The 14,306-nt window shown below is 42.6% G+C and carries 13 protein-coding genes; 11 read left to right on the top strand and 2 right to left on the bottom strand.

The features are described 5' to 3' along the window. The first annotated feature begins 135 nt into the window (after nt 1–135). Nucleotides 136–924, top strand: a complete 789-nt coding sequence (locus HMPREF1149_RS08700) for a HEAT repeat domain-containing protein (protein ID WP_001285302.1) — start codon at nt 136–138, stop codon at nt 922–924. A gap of 131 nt (nt 925–1,055) precedes the next feature. Next, complete coding sequence (locus HMPREF1149_RS08695; RefSeq protein ID WP_002879063.1) at nt 1,056–3,362, top strand: DNA translocase FtsK; 2,307 nt, start codon at nt 1,056–1,058, stop codon at nt 3,360–3,362. Between the two features lie 43 nt (nt 3,363–3,405). Here HMPREF1149_RS08695 and HMPREF1149_RS08690 read toward each other — a convergent pair whose 3' ends face one another. Next, on the bottom strand, nt 3,406–3,831 hold the full coding sequence (locus HMPREF1149_RS08690; protein ID WP_000073839.1) for a DUF6556 family protein: 426 nt from the start codon (nt 3,829–3,831) through the stop codon (nt 3,406–3,408). A 137-nt stretch (nt 3,832–3,968) separates the two neighbouring features. On the opposite strand from HMPREF1149_RS08690, the gene HMPREF1149_RS08685 reads away from it, so the two are divergent. From HMPREF1149_RS08685 to HMPREF1149_RS08645, 9 genes are all read left to right on the top strand, one after another. Continuing rightward, entirely contained in the window at nt 3,969–5,111 is a 1,143-nt protein-coding gene (locus tag HMPREF1149_RS08685) for a cysteine desulfurase family protein (RefSeq protein WP_000638950.1), read from the top strand. A gap of 8 nt (nt 5,112–5,119) precedes the next feature. After that, nucleotides 5,120–6,334: a tRNA uracil 4-sulfurtransferase ThiI gene (gene thiI, locus HMPREF1149_RS08680; protein WP_001200086.1), complete on the top strand. Its 1,215-nt coding sequence runs from the start codon at nt 5,120–5,122 to the stop codon at nt 6,332–6,334. Nucleotides 6,335–6,470: 136 nt separating this feature from the next. Next, the gene (locus HMPREF1149_RS08675) at nt 6,471–7,295 is read left to right on the top strand and encodes an alpha/beta hydrolase (RefSeq protein ID WP_001016821.1); all 825 of its coding nucleotides are present in this window, start codon (nt 6,471–6,473) and stop codon (nt 7,293–7,295) included. Nucleotides 7,296–7,315: 20 nt separating this feature from the next. Further along, nucleotides 7,316–8,056 carry an esterase family protein gene (locus tag HMPREF1149_RS08670; protein WP_000546815.1) on the top strand — a complete coding sequence of 247 codons (741 nt, stop codon included), beginning with the start codon at nt 7,316–7,318 and terminating at the stop codon, nt 8,054–8,056. Between the two features lie 12 nt (nt 8,057–8,068). Then, nucleotides 8,069–9,235, top strand: coding sequence for an ATP-grasp domain-containing protein (locus HMPREF1149_RS08665; RefSeq protein ID WP_001108618.1), 1,167 nt, complete (start codon nt 8,069–8,071; stop codon nt 9,233–9,235). A gap of 156 nt (nt 9,236–9,391) precedes the next feature. Beyond that, entirely contained in the window at nt 9,392–10,261 is an 870-nt protein-coding gene (gene gla, locus HMPREF1149_RS08660) for an aquaglyceroporin Gla (RefSeq protein WP_000348119.1), read from the top strand. A 111-nt stretch (nt 10,262–10,372) separates the two neighbouring features. After that, nucleotides 10,373–11,098 carry a CppA N-terminal domain-containing protein gene (locus HMPREF1149_RS08655; protein ID WP_000382987.1) on the top strand — a complete coding sequence of 242 codons (726 nt, stop codon included), beginning with the start codon at nt 10,373–10,375 and terminating at the stop codon, nt 11,096–11,098. Beyond that, entirely contained in the window at nt 11,095–12,030 is a 936-nt protein-coding gene (locus HMPREF1149_RS08650; protein ID WP_000870778.1) for a serine hydrolase domain-containing protein, read from the top strand. Before HMPREF1149_RS08655 ends, HMPREF1149_RS08650 begins: the two co-directional genes overlap by 4 nt. A gap of 8 nt (nt 12,031–12,038) precedes the next feature. Continuing rightward, nucleotides 12,039–12,944 carry a DMT family transporter gene (locus HMPREF1149_RS08645; protein WP_000048004.1) on the top strand — a complete coding sequence of 302 codons (906 nt, stop codon included), beginning with the start codon at nt 12,039–12,041 and terminating at the stop codon, nt 12,942–12,944. 44 nt (nt 12,945–12,988) lie between these two features. Here HMPREF1149_RS08645 and HMPREF1149_RS08640 read toward each other — a convergent pair whose 3' ends face one another. After that, nucleotides 12,989–14,272 carry a uracil-xanthine permease family protein gene (locus HMPREF1149_RS08640; protein ID WP_000808281.1) on the bottom strand — a complete coding sequence of 428 codons (1,284 nt, stop codon included), beginning with the start codon at nt 14,270–14,272 and terminating at the stop codon, nt 12,989–12,991. Nucleotides 14,273–14,306: the final 34 nt, after the last annotated feature.

Raw genomic sequence — 14,306 nt, 5'->3', positions numbered from 1 at the left:
CGAAAGTGGGCAGTCATTTTTTGATGATGGAGTTAAGGAGAACGGTCTTCAAAGTGATATAATAGAGGTAAATCTTAGAGAATTTAAATGATAGAATGCTGAAGTTCTACAAATATCTTAGAGGAGATAAGTGTCATGAGTGATTCTAGAAAAGAAGGAATCGACAAACTAGAAAAGGAACAGTTCGGTCGCAAAAGTCTTACAAAAGAAGCGTTACAAGGAACCTATGCTAGCTTGGTGGAGGAAGATTTTCCTGATTCTAAACGAATTCATTTTATAGCTGATTTAGGTAGGAGCCCAGAAATTGCCTTTCATTTTGAACTCATTTGCAACGATTGGGAGGAAGGAACTGACCTAAATTTTGAAGCAAGTTTTGACCAGCATGGGCAGGAGGGAATAGACTATCTTTTGGAAACTCTCAATCAAGAGGAAGATGAGAGTCAACGCATTTTGATTGTTTATTTCCTAGCGAAAATCCTTTCCAAAGTAAGACATAGAGATTTTTATGCATCTTCTTGCAAGCAAGTACTTCCTGTTCTAATCTCTCTTTTACCTAGTTCAGAAGCTTCGAATCGTAGAAAGCTAATCATTGCCCTAGGTTGGATTGGTTCAATAAGTGAGATAGAAATCTTAGGGCAACATCTCTTGACTGACCAAGATGCACTTTGTCGTGCCTGGTCTGCCAGTAGTTTGATACAATTATCTTTTCATCAAGTTGAAAAAGAAGTCTTGATGGAGAAAACGAAGGATTTGTTTCGAGAGGCGATTCCAGAAGAAAAGGACTTTCGGGCTTGTGCTCTGATGATAGAAGCAGCTCAAGTTTTATTTGGGAAAAAATGGATTCCTACATCTGCTGTAGAAAAGTTGGAAATCGAGAAGATTGAGAAGGCAAGAAAATCAGCAATTAGATTTTTGAAGAAGTAGTGAGACAAGGTTGTTGAAAAATCATATAGAATAGAAAATTCAGAAATATCAACGAAAGATGATTGTGTCTAGTAGATGCAGTCATTTTTTTGATTTCTCTAGATGTTTCTGAAATATGGTATAATAGAAACATGGCAAACAAAAATACAAGTAAAACAAGACGGAGACCGTCTAAAGCAGAACTCGAAAGAAAACAGGCTATCCAGAGGATGTTGATTTCCTTAGGAATTGCCTTATTGTTGATTATTGCAGCCCTCAAGCTTGGTGCTGCGGGTGTCACCCTTTATAATCTCATTCGACTGGTGGTTGGAAGTTTGGCCTATGTGGCCATAGGTGGCCTCCTCATCTATCTTTTTCTTTTTAAATGGATCCGCAAGCAAGAGGGACTTCTGTCAGGATTTCTCTGTATCTTTGCTGGCTTACTCTTGATTTTTGAGGCCTACTTGGTATGGAAATATGGCTTGGAGCAGTCAGTCCTAAAAGGGACCCTGTCTCAAGTTATGACGGACCTGACTGGTATGCGAGTGACTAGCTTCGCTGGTGGAGGCTTGCTTGGTGTTGGACTCTATATCCCCATATCCTTTCTTTTCTCCAATATCGGGTCGTACTTTATTGGAGTTCTCTTGATTCTAGTTGGGGCACTCTTGGTTAGTCCTTGGTCTATTTATGATGTTGCAGCCTTTATTGGAGCTCAGTTCAGATCCTTCATGGAAAAACAGGAACAGAGAAAACAGGAACGCTTCATCAAGAAAGAAGAAGAGAAGGCTCGTCAAGAAGCTGAAGAAGCAGCCAGAATTCAGAGAGAACAAGAAGAACAGGATGCATTACCGCTTCCTCCTGTAGATCCTGAAACGGGAGAAATCTTATCAGAGGTACCAGACTACGATTTCCCCCCAATTCCTGAGGAAGAGTGGATCGAACCGGAGATTATCCTCCCTCAAACTGATTTTGACGTTCCAGATGTGGAAGAAGATTTTGAGGATGAAGAGGTGCAGGTTGATTTTTCTGCTAAGGAAGCCCTTGAATACAAGCTACCAAGCTTGCAACTCTTTGCGCCAGATAAACCCAAAGATCAGTCCAAGGAAAAGAAGATTGTTCGAGAAAATATCAAAATCCTAGAAGAAACCTTTGCTAGCTTTGGTATCAAGGTGACGGTGGAACGGGCTGAAATTGGACCATCAGTAACCAAGTATGAAGTCAAGCCAGCAGTCGGTGTACGGGTTAACCGCATTTCCAATCTGGCAGACGACTTAGCGTTGGCTCTAGCAGCCAAGGATGTTCGGATTGAAGCTCCGATCCCTGGGAAATCCCTAGTTGGAATTGAAGTGCCAAACTCTGAGATTGCGACCGTTTCCTTCCGTGAACTCTGGGAACAGTCTCAAACAAAACCAGAAAATCTCCTTGAAATCCCTCTAGGTAAGGCTGTCAATGGAACGGCTCGCACCTTTGACCTTTCCAAAATGCCCCACTTACTTGTTGCAGGTTCGACAGGCTCAGGGAAGTCAGTCGCAGTTAACGGTATCATTGCCAGCATTCTCATGAAAGCAAGACCCGATCAGGTCAAGTTTATGATGGTGGATCCAAAGATGGTTGAGTTATCGGTGTACAATGACATTCCTCACCTTTTGATTCCAGTTGTGACAAACCCACGCAAGGCCAGCAAGGCCCTGCAAAAGGTTGTAGATGAGATGGAAAATCGTTATGAACTCTTTGCTAAGGTTGGTGTGCGAAATATCGCTGGCTACAATGCCAAGGTCGAGGAATTTAATAGCCAGTCTGAGTACAAACAAGTACCACTGCCTTTGATTGTTGTCATTGTAGATGAGTTGGCTGACCTCATGATGGTGGCTAGCAAGGAAGTGGAAGATGCCATCATTCGTCTCGGACAGAAGGCGCGTGCTGCAGGGATTCATATGATTCTCGCAACGCAACGTCCATCGGTTGATGTCATCTCTGGTCTCATCAAGGCCAATGTCCCATCTCGTGTGGCGTTTGCAGTTTCATCAGGTACAGATTCACGAACCATCTTGGATGAAAATGGAGCAGAAAAACTGCTTGGTCGAGGAGACATGCTCTTTAAACCAATCGATGAAAATCACCCAGTCCGTCTACAAGGATCCTTCATCTCAGATGATGATGTCGAACGCATTGTAAACTTCATCAAGGCTCAGGCGGATGCGGACTACGATGAGAGTTTTGATCCAGGTGAGGTTTCTGAAAATGAAGGAGAATTTTCAGATGGTGAAGCTGGCGGCGATCCGCTTTTTGAAGAAGCTAAGGCTTTGGTTATCGAAACTCAGAAAGCTAGTGCTTCTATGATTCAGCGTCGTCTGTCAGTTGGATTTAACCGTGCGACCCGCCTTATGGAAGAACTCGAAATGGCGGGTGTTATCGGTCCAGCTGAAGGAACCAAACCACGAAAAGTATTGCAACAATAAAAAATAGCTTCTTTCCAAAGCTGGAAGGAAGCTATTTTAGTAGTTATTGATTGCTTTTGTTTTCGGAACTAGTCGTTTTGGACGAGTTTCCACTATCAGTTGTTTCTTTTGTTGAGGAAGGTGTAGAAGAATCCTGAGTTGTTGTTTTCTTCTCTTCTTTTTGCTCTTCCTTTTTATTGGATTGAGGAGTTTCTTCCTGCGAGGTATTTTCTTTAGTAGAAGTGTTGTCCTTGTTAGGAGTAGTATTCTCCTGAGGGGATTCCTTTTGAATTTCCTTGACAACAGTTGTTTGGGTTGTCGTTGGTTCTTTTTTATTATTTTTGCTATTATCCATGGCGTTCATGATGGTGATAGTAGCGGTGATTAGGCCAAGGATACTACCGATGGTAGCAATCGTTTTTTGAAAGACAGTAAACCCTTTTTTGATATGCTCAGTTTTTGGTTTTGAAGTTCTATGATAGTTAGACATGATACTCTCCTTTAATTATGATTTATTATACCTCATTTCTTTAAAAAAATCTTAAAAAAAGAGGACTTGCCCTTTCTTGTCGCAAGCTTCGTTTCATGATACAATAGAAGAAGTGATTTTAGAAAGCGTGAGAAAACATGATCTACTTTGATAATTCGGCAACGACCAAGCCTTATCCTGAAGCACTTGAAACCTATACGCAGGTCGCTTCGAAAATTGTAGGAAATCCTTCTAGCCTCCATCGTTTGGGAGGCCAGGCGACACGAATTTTAGATGCTTCCCGGCAGCAAATTGCAGATTTGATTGGCAAGAAGAGTGATGAAATCTTCTTTACTTCTGGTGGAACAGAAGGGGATAACTGGGTTATCAAGGGTGTGGCCTTTGAAAAAGTACAGTTTGGCAAGCACATCATCGTGTCAGCCATTGAACATCCAGCAGTCAAGGAATCAGCCCTCTGGCTGAAAAGTCAGGGTTTTGAGGTGGATTTTGCTCCAGTTGATAGCAGAGGGTTTGTGGATGTTGAGGCTCTAGGAGCTTTGATACGACCTGATACGACCCTCGTCTCCATTATGGCAGTAAACAACGAAATTGGGTCTATTCAACCTATTGAGGCCATCTCAGAACTGTTGGCAGACAAGCCAACTATTTCCTTCCACGTTGATGCAGTTCAGGCACTCGCTAAGATTCCGACTGAAAAATATCTGACAGATCGTGTAGATTTTGCGACCTTCTCAAGTCATAAATTTCATGGTGTCCGAGGTGTTGGCTTTGTCTATATCAAGTCTGGTAAGAAAATTACGCCTCTTTTGACAGGTGGTGGTCAAGAGCGTGATTATCGTTCGACAACTGAAAATGTAGCAGGGATTGCAGCGACAGCCAAGGCCCTCCGTTTGTCTATGGAAAAGTTAGATATCTTTGTTAGTAAGACTAGGCAGATGAAATCAGTCATTTGCCAAGCACTTTTGGACTATCCAGATATTTTTGTCTTTTCAGATGAGAAAGACTTTGCACCTCATATCCTGACTTTTGGAATCAAGGGTGTTCGTGGTGAAGTCATTGTTCACGCATTTGAAGACTATGATATTTTCATCTCCACAACCTCGGCTTGTTCATCCAAGGCTGGAAAACCTGCGGGAACCTTGATTGCCAGGGGAGTGGACAAAGATAAGGCCCAGTCAGCTGTGCGTCTTAGCCTAGACCTTGAAAATGATATGAGTCAGGTGGAGCAGTTTTTGACCAAACTAAAATTAATTTACAATCAAACTAGAAAAGTAAGATAGGAGCATTCATGCAGTATTCAGAAATTATGATTCGCTACGGAGAGTTGTCAACCAAGGGTAAAAACCGTATGCGTTTCATCAATAAACTTCGCAATAATATTTCGGGCGTTTTGTCCATTTATCCCCAAGTTAAGGTAACCGCTGATCGCGACCGTGCCCACGTTTACCTCAATGGAGCCGACTACACAGCAGTTGCAGAATCTCTCAAACAAGTCTTTGGGATTCAAAATTTTTCTCCAGTATATAAGGTTGAAAAATCTGTAGAAGTTCTGAAGTCTTCTGTCCAAGAGATTATGACAGATATCTACAAGGAAGGCATGACCTTTAAGATTTCTAGTAAGCGTAGCGATCACAACTTTGAGCTCGATAGTCGTGAACTCAACCAAACACTTGGTGGAGCTGTATTTGAGGCAATTCCAAATGTCCAAGCTCAAATGAAAAATCCTGATATCAATCTTCAGGTGGAGATTCGTGAGGAAGCAGCTTATCTTTCTTATGAAACTATTCGTGGAGCAGGTGGCTTGCCTGTGGGGACTTCTGGTAAGGGGATGCTCATGTTGTCAGGAGGGATTGACTCGCCTGTAGCAGGTTATCTAGCCCTTAAACGTGGAGTAGATATTGAGGCCGTTCACTTTGCCAGCCCACCTTACACTAGTCCAGGTGCTCTCAAAAAAGCCCAAGATTTGACTCGTAAATTGACCAAGTTCGGTGGCAATATCCAGTTTATCGAAGTACCTTTCACAGAGATTCAAGAGGAAATCAAGGCTAAGGCGCCAGAAGCCTATCTCATGACTCTGACTCGTCGTTTTATGATGCGCATTACCGACCGTATCCGTGAGGTACGAAATGGTTTAGTTATCATCAATGGGGAAAGTCTAGGTCAGGTGGCTAGCCAAACCCTGGAGAGCATGCAGGCTATCAACGCTGTGACCAACACTCCTATCATCCGCCCTGTGGTTACTATGGACAAGTTGGAAATCATTGACATCGCCCAGGAAATCGATACCTTTGACATTTCTATCCAACCGTTTGAAGACTGCTGTACTATTTTTGCGCCTGATCGTCCTAAGACCAATCCTAAGATTAAGAATGCAGAGCAGTATGAAGCACGCATGGATGTCGAAGGCTTGGTTGAGCGAGCAGTGGCAGGAATAATGATTACTGAGATTACACCTCAAGCTGAAAAAGATGAAGTTGATAACTTGATTGACAATCTCCTCTAATCAGAAAATCCAGAAGAATTCAGAAAAACAAATGAAAAAAGTTAGTTATTTATCCTTAAAATGGACATTTACTGACTTTTTTTCTATTTTTATGGTATAATGAGATAAAATTTTGAATATAGAGAGTTTTCTGACAATGAATCATTCCTACTTTTACTTAAAAATGAAAGAACACAAACTTAAAGTTCCTTATACTGGAAAAGAGCGTCGTGTGCGTGTTCTTCTGCCTAAGGACTACGAGAAAGACACAGACCGTTTTTACCCTGTTGTTTACTTTCATGACGGGCAAAATGTCTTTTATAGCAAGGAGTCTTATATCGGACACTCTTGGAAAATTATTCCGACAATTAAGCGGAATCCTGACATCAGTCGCATGATTGTCGTTGCTATAGATAATGACGGCATGGGGCGGATGAATGAGTATGCGGCTTGGAAGTTTCAAGAATCTCCTATCCCAGGCCAGCAGTTTGGCGGTAAGGGTGTGGAGTATGCCGAGTTTGTCATGGAGGTGGTCAAGCCTTTTATCGATGAAACCTACCGAACCAAAGCTGATCGCCAGCACACGGCTATGATTGGTTCGTCACTAGGAGGCAATATTACTCAGTTTATTGGACTAGAGTACCAAGATCGAATTGGTTGTCTAGGTGTCTTCTCATCTGCCAACTGGCTTCACCAAGAAGCCTTTAACCGCTATATCGAGCGCAAGAAATTGTCGCCTGAACAGCGCATTTTCATCTATGTTGGAACAGAAGAAGCAGATGATACGGACAAGACCTTGATGGCTGGCAATATCAAACAAGCCTATATCGACTCGTCGCTTCGCTATTACCGTGATTTGATTGCAAGTGGAGTACACTTGGATAATCTTGTCTTGAAAGTTCAGTCTGGTGCCATCCATAGTGAAATACCTTGGTCGGAAAATTTGCCAGACTGTCTCCGATTTTTTGCAGAGAAATGGTAAGTTAGGAAAGGAGAAAGCCAATGCATATTGAAAACCTCAGCCACTGGAGTGGCAATCTCAACCGTGAAATGTATCTCAACCGTTATGGACATGCTGGGATTCCAGTTGTTGTTTTTGCTTCATCTGGTGGCAGTCACAACGAATACTATGATTTTGGCATGATTGATGCCTGTGCTTCCTTTATCGAAGAAGGGCGCGTCCAGTTCTTTACTCTCTCCAGTGTGGACAGTGAGAGCTGGTTGGCCACTTGGAAAAATGGTCATGACCAGGCGGAGATGCATCGTGCTTACGAACGTTACGTGATTGAGGAGGCCATTCCTTTTATCAAGCATAAGACAGGTTGGTTTGATGGCATGATGACGACAGGTTGCTCGATGGGGGCCTATCATGCACTCAATTTCTTTCTCCAGCATCCAGATGTCTTTACCAAGGTGATTGCCCTCAGCGGTGTTTACGACGCACGTTTCTTCGTTGGCGATTACTACAATGATGATGCTATTTACCAAAACTCACCTGTAGATTATATCTGGAATCAAAACGACGGATGGTTTATCGATCGTTACCGTCAGGCAGAAATCGTCGTTTGTACGGGCCTTGGTGCCTGGGAACAAGATGGTCTGCCATCCTTCTACAAGCTCAAAGAAGCCTTTGACCAGAAACAAATTCCAGCCTGGTTTGCTGAATGGGGACACGATGTCGCCCACGACTGGGATTGGTGGCGCAAACAAATGCCCTATTTTCTTGGACACCTGTATCTATAAAAGGAGTTGCCTATGAATTACCTTGTTATTTCTCCCTACTATCCGCAAAACTTTCAACAGTTTACCATCGAGCTAGCCAATAAAGGCATCACAGTCTTGGGAATTGGTCAGGAGCCCTACGAACAACTAGATGAACCTTTGCGAAATAGCCTAACTGAGTATTTCCGTGTGGACAATCTTGAGAACATAGATGAAGTCAAGCGTGCAGTAGCTTTTCTTTTCTACAAGCATGGACCAATCGACCGCATCGAGTCCCACAATGAATACTGGCTTGAACTGGACGCAACACTTCGTGAGCAATTCAATGTCTTTGGAGCCAAACCGGAGGATCTCAAAAAGACCAAATATAAGTCTGAGATGAAGAAACTTTTCAAAAAAGCAGGTGTCCCTGTGGTACCTGGAGCTGTTATCCAGACGGAAGCAGATGTGGACCAAGCAGTTGAGACGATTGGCCTACCAATGATTGCCAAACCTGACAATGGAGTGGGAGCGGCAGCCACCTTTAAGTTGGAAAGTCAGGAAGATGTGGACCGGTTCAAAGAAGAATGGGACCATTCAACCGTTTATTTCTTTGAGAAATTTGTCACTTCTAGCGAAATCTGTACCTTTGACGGACTTGTGGACAAGGATGGCAACATCGTCTTTTCAACGACTTTTGATTATGCCCATACACCGCTTGATCTCATGATTTACAAGATGGACAATTCCTACTATGTGCTTAAGGATATGGATCCCAAACTGCGCAAGTATGGTGAGGCCATAGTCAAGGAATTTGGAATGAGAGAACGCTTTTTCCATATCGAGTTCTTCCGTGACGGGGACGACTACATTGCCATTGAGTACAATAACCGTCCTGCAGGTGGTTTTACCATTGACGTTTATAACTTTGCTCATTCCATGGACCTTTATCGTGGCTATGCAGCTATTGTCGCAGGTGAGGAGTTTCCAGCATCAGAGTTTGAACCTCAATACTGTTTAGCTACATCACGCCGTGCCAATGCCAACTATGTTTATTCAGAGGAGGACCTTCTCGCCAAATACAGCCAGCAATTCAAGGTCAAGAAAATCATGCCAGCAGCCTTTGCAGAGCTACAAGGGGACTACCTTTATATGCTGACTACTCCGAGTCGCCAAGAGATGGAGCAGATGATTGCGGACTTTGGTCAGCGTCAAGAGTAACGAAAAGGATGAAAGGAGTTTGACTTCTTTTGCCCTTTTCTTAAAGATAAGTTAAATAAAGCGTTTTCCATAGATTCTTTTAGAAAATCTGTTGCTAAAAGGTTTAAAAATTGATAGAATAAGGATTGTCTAAAAAAATTAAGGAGAATCTATCAAATGGATTTTACATGGGCTATTAAATATGCCACTGAATTTTTGGGAACTGCCATTTTGGTCATTCTTGGTAATGGTGCAGTTGCTAACGTTGAACTTAAAGGTACGAAAGGTCACCAAAGTGGCTGGCTCGTTATTGCGGTTGGTTATGGTATGGGGGTTATGATCCCGGCCTTGATGTTCGGTAATGTATCTGGTAACCACATCAACCCAGCCTTCACGCTTGGACTTGCTGTGAGTGGACTTTTCCCTTGGGAACAAGTACCATATTACATCCTTGTGCAAGTTTTAGGAGCGATTTTTGGTCAAGCTATGGTCGTTGCAACTCACCGTCCTTACTACTTGAAAACAGAGAATTCTAATAACATTTTGGGTACTTTCTCAACGATTTCAAATGTTGATCACGGTACAAAAGAATCACGTTTCGCAGCAAGTGTAAATGGTTTTATCAATGAGTTTGTCGGTTCGTTTATTTTGTTCTTTGCAGCCCTAGGAATGACTAAAAACTTTTTTGGTGCAGAAGTAATGCAATACATGAAGCAAATGGCAACGCAGGCTAATCAAACAGTTGACTTCTCTGAATTAGCTATCAAAGCTCAAATAGCACCACACACAGCAGCAGGTCTTTCAGTAGCTCATTTAGGACTTGGTTTCCTAGTAATGGCCTTGGTAACTTCACTCGGTGGACCTACTGGACCTGGTTTGAACCCAGCTCGTGACTTTGGACCACGTCTTCTTCACGAACTTCTTCCAAAATCAGTTCTTGGTCAACACAAGGGTGATTCAAAATGGTGGTATGCATGGGTTCCAGTTGTAGCTCCAATTGCAGCGGGTATTGCAGCAGTAGCACTATTCAAACTACTTTACCTATAAGAAACGAAACTGGGGAAACCCAGTTTTTTTCTTGGAAAATTTTCTAATTTAAACAAATATGGCTTGTAAAATATTCTAAAATCCTTTAAAATAAAAGAGTTGGAGGAATTTATGGATGTGAATGAGATTGTTCGGATCATTCCGACTTTGAAAGTTAATAATCGAAAATTAAATGAGATATTTTACATTGAAACTCTGGGGATGAAACCCTTATTAGAAGAGTCTGCCTTTCTTTCATTAGGCGACCAGACGGGTACGGAGAGATTGATTTTAGAAGAAGCTCCAAGTATGCGAACTCGTAGAGTTGAAGGACTTAAGAAGCTAGCTAGACTCTTGATAAAGGTTGAGAATCCTTCTGAAATCGAGGCCCTTCTTTCTCAGATGAGGTCTCTTCCTCGCCTGTTTAAAGGAAGCCGTGGATATGCTTTTGAGATTGTTTCACCTGAAGAGGATGTGATCCTTGTTCATGCAGAAAATGATGTAAGAGATTTGGTTCCACTGGAAACTGTTCCTGAATTTTATTCAAATACAAGTATAAAATACGTGAGTCAATTTGAGGTTTCTATGGAGTTGCGTTTACCTGAAGGGACAGAGAGTTTACTTGATCCTGAAGGAGTAGCACCAGCAATCACCTTTACGAAAGGGCAAGGACCAGATTTGGCTGTTGAAAACAATGTCACTTGGGACCTGACGATGTTGAAATTTTTAGTAAGAAATTTTGATCGAACCAGTCTTCGTCAGAAATTTGAAAAGACAGGCTACTTTGTCCCTAAGTCTGAAAAATTCTTCCTTGGTAAAGATACCAATAACATTGAATTGTGGTTTGAAGAAGCATGAAGTGGGAAAAAATTCTAAGAAAAATAGAAAATCAAATCGAGGCAGGGATTTATCCCGGGGCCTCTTTTGCGTATTATAAGGATGGTGAATGGAAAGAGTCTTATCTAGGATTGAGTGATCCAGAAAGGGGCTTGAAGACAGAAACCGGTTTGGTTTATGATTTGGCCAGTGTGAGTAAAGTCGTGGGAGTGGGGACGGTTCTTATCTTCTTGTGGCAGCAGGGCAAATTAGATATTGATCGACCGGTAACGGATTTTTTACCGGAGTGTGATTATTCTGATATCACTATTCGTCAACTCTTGACCCACGCAACAGACTTGGATCCCTTTATTCCCAATCGAGACAAGTTAAGTGCAGAGGAATTGAGAGAAACCATGTTTCACCTCAATAGACGAAATCAGCCGGCCATCCTATACTCGGACGTTCACTTTTTACTCTTGGGCTTTCTTTTGGAAAAAATCTTTAACCAAGACTTGGATCAGATTATGGAAGAACAAGTTTTGGAACCATGGGGGATGACGGGAACCAAGTTTGGCCCCGTTGAGCAAGCTGTCCCAACAGTGAGAGGGGTGGAGGCCGGAATCATTCATGATCCCAAAGCTCGTCTATTAGGGAAACACGCTGGAAGTGCTGGTTTGTTTTCGACTGTTAAGGATCTGCAAATCTTTCTGGAACATTACTTGAAAGATGATTTTGCAGCAGAATTGAGCCGAAATTTTTCTCCCTTAGATGATAAGGAGCGTTCTCTAGCCTGGAATCTGGAAGGGGCTTGGCTCGACCATACGGGTTATACAGGTACCTTCATTATGTGGAATCGGGAGAAGCAGGAAGCGGCTATCTTTCTATCCAATCGAACGTATGAGAAGGATGAGCGTGCCCAGTGGATAGTCGATCGAAACCAAGTGATGGAAATGATTCGTCAAGAGGAGTAGGGTGAAGCATGTCAAAAACCGTAAAAGGAACACTGTATACAGTAGTGGCAGGGATTGCTTGGGGCTTGTCTGGAACCAGTGGTCAATACCTGATGGCACACGGGATTTCCGCTCTAGTCTTGACCAATTTACGACTTATCATTGCAGGCTTGGCACTAGTAATCTTATCCTATGCGACTTCAAAGGATAAACTCTATGCTTTTTTAAAAGACAGAAAAAGTCTACTATCTCTGTTGCTATTTGCAGTTTTTGGACTCTTCTTAAACCAGTTTGCCTATCTTTCTGCCATTCAGGAAACCAATGCTGGAACGGCGACAGTTCTCCAGTATGTATGCCCCGTTGGGATCTTGATTTATACTTGTATCAAGGACAAGGTAGCTCCGACTCTAGCTGAGATTATTTCGATTGGATTGGCTATAGGAGGAACTTTTCTGATCGCGACGCACGGGAAAGTTGACCAGTTGTCTGTCACACCTGCTGGACTTTTCTGGGGCCTCTTTTCTGCCCTAACCTATGCCCTCTATATCATCCTTCCTATTGCTTTGATTAAGAAGTGGGGCAGTTTTTCGGTGATTGGTGTCGGGATGGTTATTTCTGGTGTAGTGGCTATTCCTTTCACAGGAGTTTTGCAAGCCAGCATACCGACTAGTCTAGATTTTCTCTTTGCATTTGCTGGGATTATCATCATCGGAACGATCTTTGCCTATACAGCTTTCCTAAAGGGAACTAGTCTGATAGGCCCTGTTAAGTCTAGTTTATTGGCTTCCATAGAGCCAATTTCTGCCGTTTTCTTTGCCTTTCTGATTATGAAGGAACAGTTTTATGCGATTGATTTTGTCGGTATGGCTATGATTTTACTAGCCGTAACCATTATTTCATTGAAAGATTTACTGTTGGAAATAAAGAGTAAGTAATTAAAAAATCCACTCAATCGAGTGGATTTTGTTTGTATAGATGATTAGTCTTTATTTTCGTGTGGCAAAATCAAGTTTAAGATGATTCCTGTCATGGCTGATAGAGCAGTACCTGAAAGTGTAACGGGGCCAAGTTTGAGGATAGCCCCACCAAGTCCAAGTACTAACATGGCACTTGCGATGATGAGGTTACGCATTTGACTGAAGTCAACGCGTTCCTTAATCAAAACTTTCAAACCGTTGCTGGCGATAACTCCGTAGAGAAGGATGGACATTCCACCAAGCACAGCATTTGGAATGGTTGAAATCAAGGCAGTGAATTTACCTAGGAAGCTAAGAGCAATGGCGATAAAGGCTGCGTTACGGATAACAGAGACAGAAGCGATACGAGTCATCCCGATAACCCCTGTATTTTCTCCGTAGGTCGTATTAGCTGGTCCACCAAGGAAGGCAGATACAGATGTCGCGATACCGTCACCGAGAAGCGTACGGTGAAGTCCTGGTTCTTTTAGGAATTGACGGCCACAGATTTGGCTTAAAACTGTGTGGTCTCCGATGTGTTCTGAAATGGTTACAATAGCGATTGGCAAGATGGCGATTGTTTCAGGACCGAAGTACAAGTTGTACTCTTTAAAGGCTCCACCTGTACTAAATGGCAAGTAGAAACCAGGAATTTCAAACCAATTAGCTTCTAGAACGGGTGTAAAGTTAACCAAACCAAGCATCATAGCGAAGATATATCCACCGATGATGGCAAAGAGGAAAGGAATGATACGAAGGAAACCTTTTCCTTTTGTATTGATAAAGGCGGCAATCAAGAACGTCACGACAGCTACAAGAGCGTTTTTCCAGTTTCCGTCTGCTACGAGTCCAGCATTCGTTACAGCAGAACCAGCAAGACCAAGACCGATAACGATGATCATAGGTCCGATAATGATTGGTGGCAAGAGTTTGTCAATCCATTTCGTACCTGCAAAACGAACACTTGCTGCTACAAGGACATAGACAAAACCAGTCAGGATAACTCCAGTTTGAGCAGCAGAGACATCGCCTCCCATTTCTTTCATGGCTAGAGACATAGCTGTGATAAAGGCGAATGAAGAACCTAGATAAACTGGAACCTTAAAGCCAGTAGAAATCATGTAGATAAGTGTTCCAATACCGGAAGCAAAGAGAGCAACCGATACGGGCATTCCCAAAATTAAGGGAACGAGAATGGTTGCACCAAACATAGCAAACACGTGCTGAAAGCTTAGAAGAATACCTTTACCAGCAGAAGGACGTTGATCAACGTCTAGTAACAAGTCAACAGTTGATTCCTGTTTCATAAAAACCTCACTTTTGGGCACCAAAAAAGAGCCC

Origin of the sequence: Streptococcus sp. BS35b (genome assembly GCF_000286475.1) — a bacterium.
Classification (GTDB): domain Bacteria; phylum Bacillota; class Bacilli; order Lactobacillales; family Streptococcaceae; genus Streptococcus; species Streptococcus oralis_W.
Note: the sequence above shows the minus strand (reverse complement) of the source record. Positions and strands in the feature narration are given on the sequence as shown.

Bases quoted from the DNA above. Each gene is read 5' to 3' on its own strand.
- HMPREF1149_RS08640 (WP_000808281.1), bottom strand. From the start codon at position 14,272: ATGAAACAGGAATCAACTGTTGACTTGTTACTAGACGTTGATCAACGT.
- thiI (WP_001200086.1), top strand. From the start codon at position 5,120: ATGCAGTATTCAGAAATTATGATTCGCTACGGAGAGTTGTCAACCAAG.
- HMPREF1149_RS08655 (WP_000382987.1), top strand. From the start codon at position 10,373: ATGGATGTGAATGAGATTGTTCGGATCATTCCGACTTTGAAAGTTAAT.
- HMPREF1149_RS08670 (WP_000546815.1), top strand. From the start codon at position 7,316: ATGCATATTGAAAACCTCAGCCACTGGAGTGGCAATCTCAACCGTGAA.
- HMPREF1149_RS08700 (WP_001285302.1), top strand. From the start codon at position 136: ATGAGTGATTCTAGAAAAGAAGGAATCGACAAACTAGAAAAGGAACAG.
- HMPREF1149_RS08645 (WP_000048004.1), top strand. From the start codon at position 12,039: ATGTCAAAAACCGTAAAAGGAACACTGTATACAGTAGTGGCAGGGATT.
- HMPREF1149_RS08665 (WP_001108618.1), top strand. From the start codon at position 8,069: ATGAATTACCTTGTTATTTCTCCCTACTATCCGCAAAACTTTCAACAG.
- HMPREF1149_RS08695 (WP_002879063.1), top strand. From the start codon at position 1,056: ATGGCAAACAAAAATACAAGTAAAACAAGACGGAGACCGTCTAAAGCA.
- HMPREF1149_RS08690 (WP_000073839.1), bottom strand. From the start codon at position 3,831: ATGTCTAACTATCATAGAACTTCAAAACCAAAAACTGAGCATATCAAA.
- HMPREF1149_RS08685 (WP_000638950.1), top strand. From the start codon at position 3,969: ATGATCTACTTTGATAATTCGGCAACGACCAAGCCTTATCCTGAAGCA.
- gla (WP_000348119.1), top strand. From the start codon at position 9,392: ATGGATTTTACATGGGCTATTAAATATGCCACTGAATTTTTGGGAACT.
- HMPREF1149_RS08650 (WP_000870778.1), top strand. From the start codon at position 11,095: ATGAAGTGGGAAAAAATTCTAAGAAAAATAGAAAATCAAATCGAGGCA.
- HMPREF1149_RS08675 (WP_001016821.1), top strand. From the start codon at position 6,471: ATGAATCATTCCTACTTTTACTTAAAAATGAAAGAACACAAACTTAAA.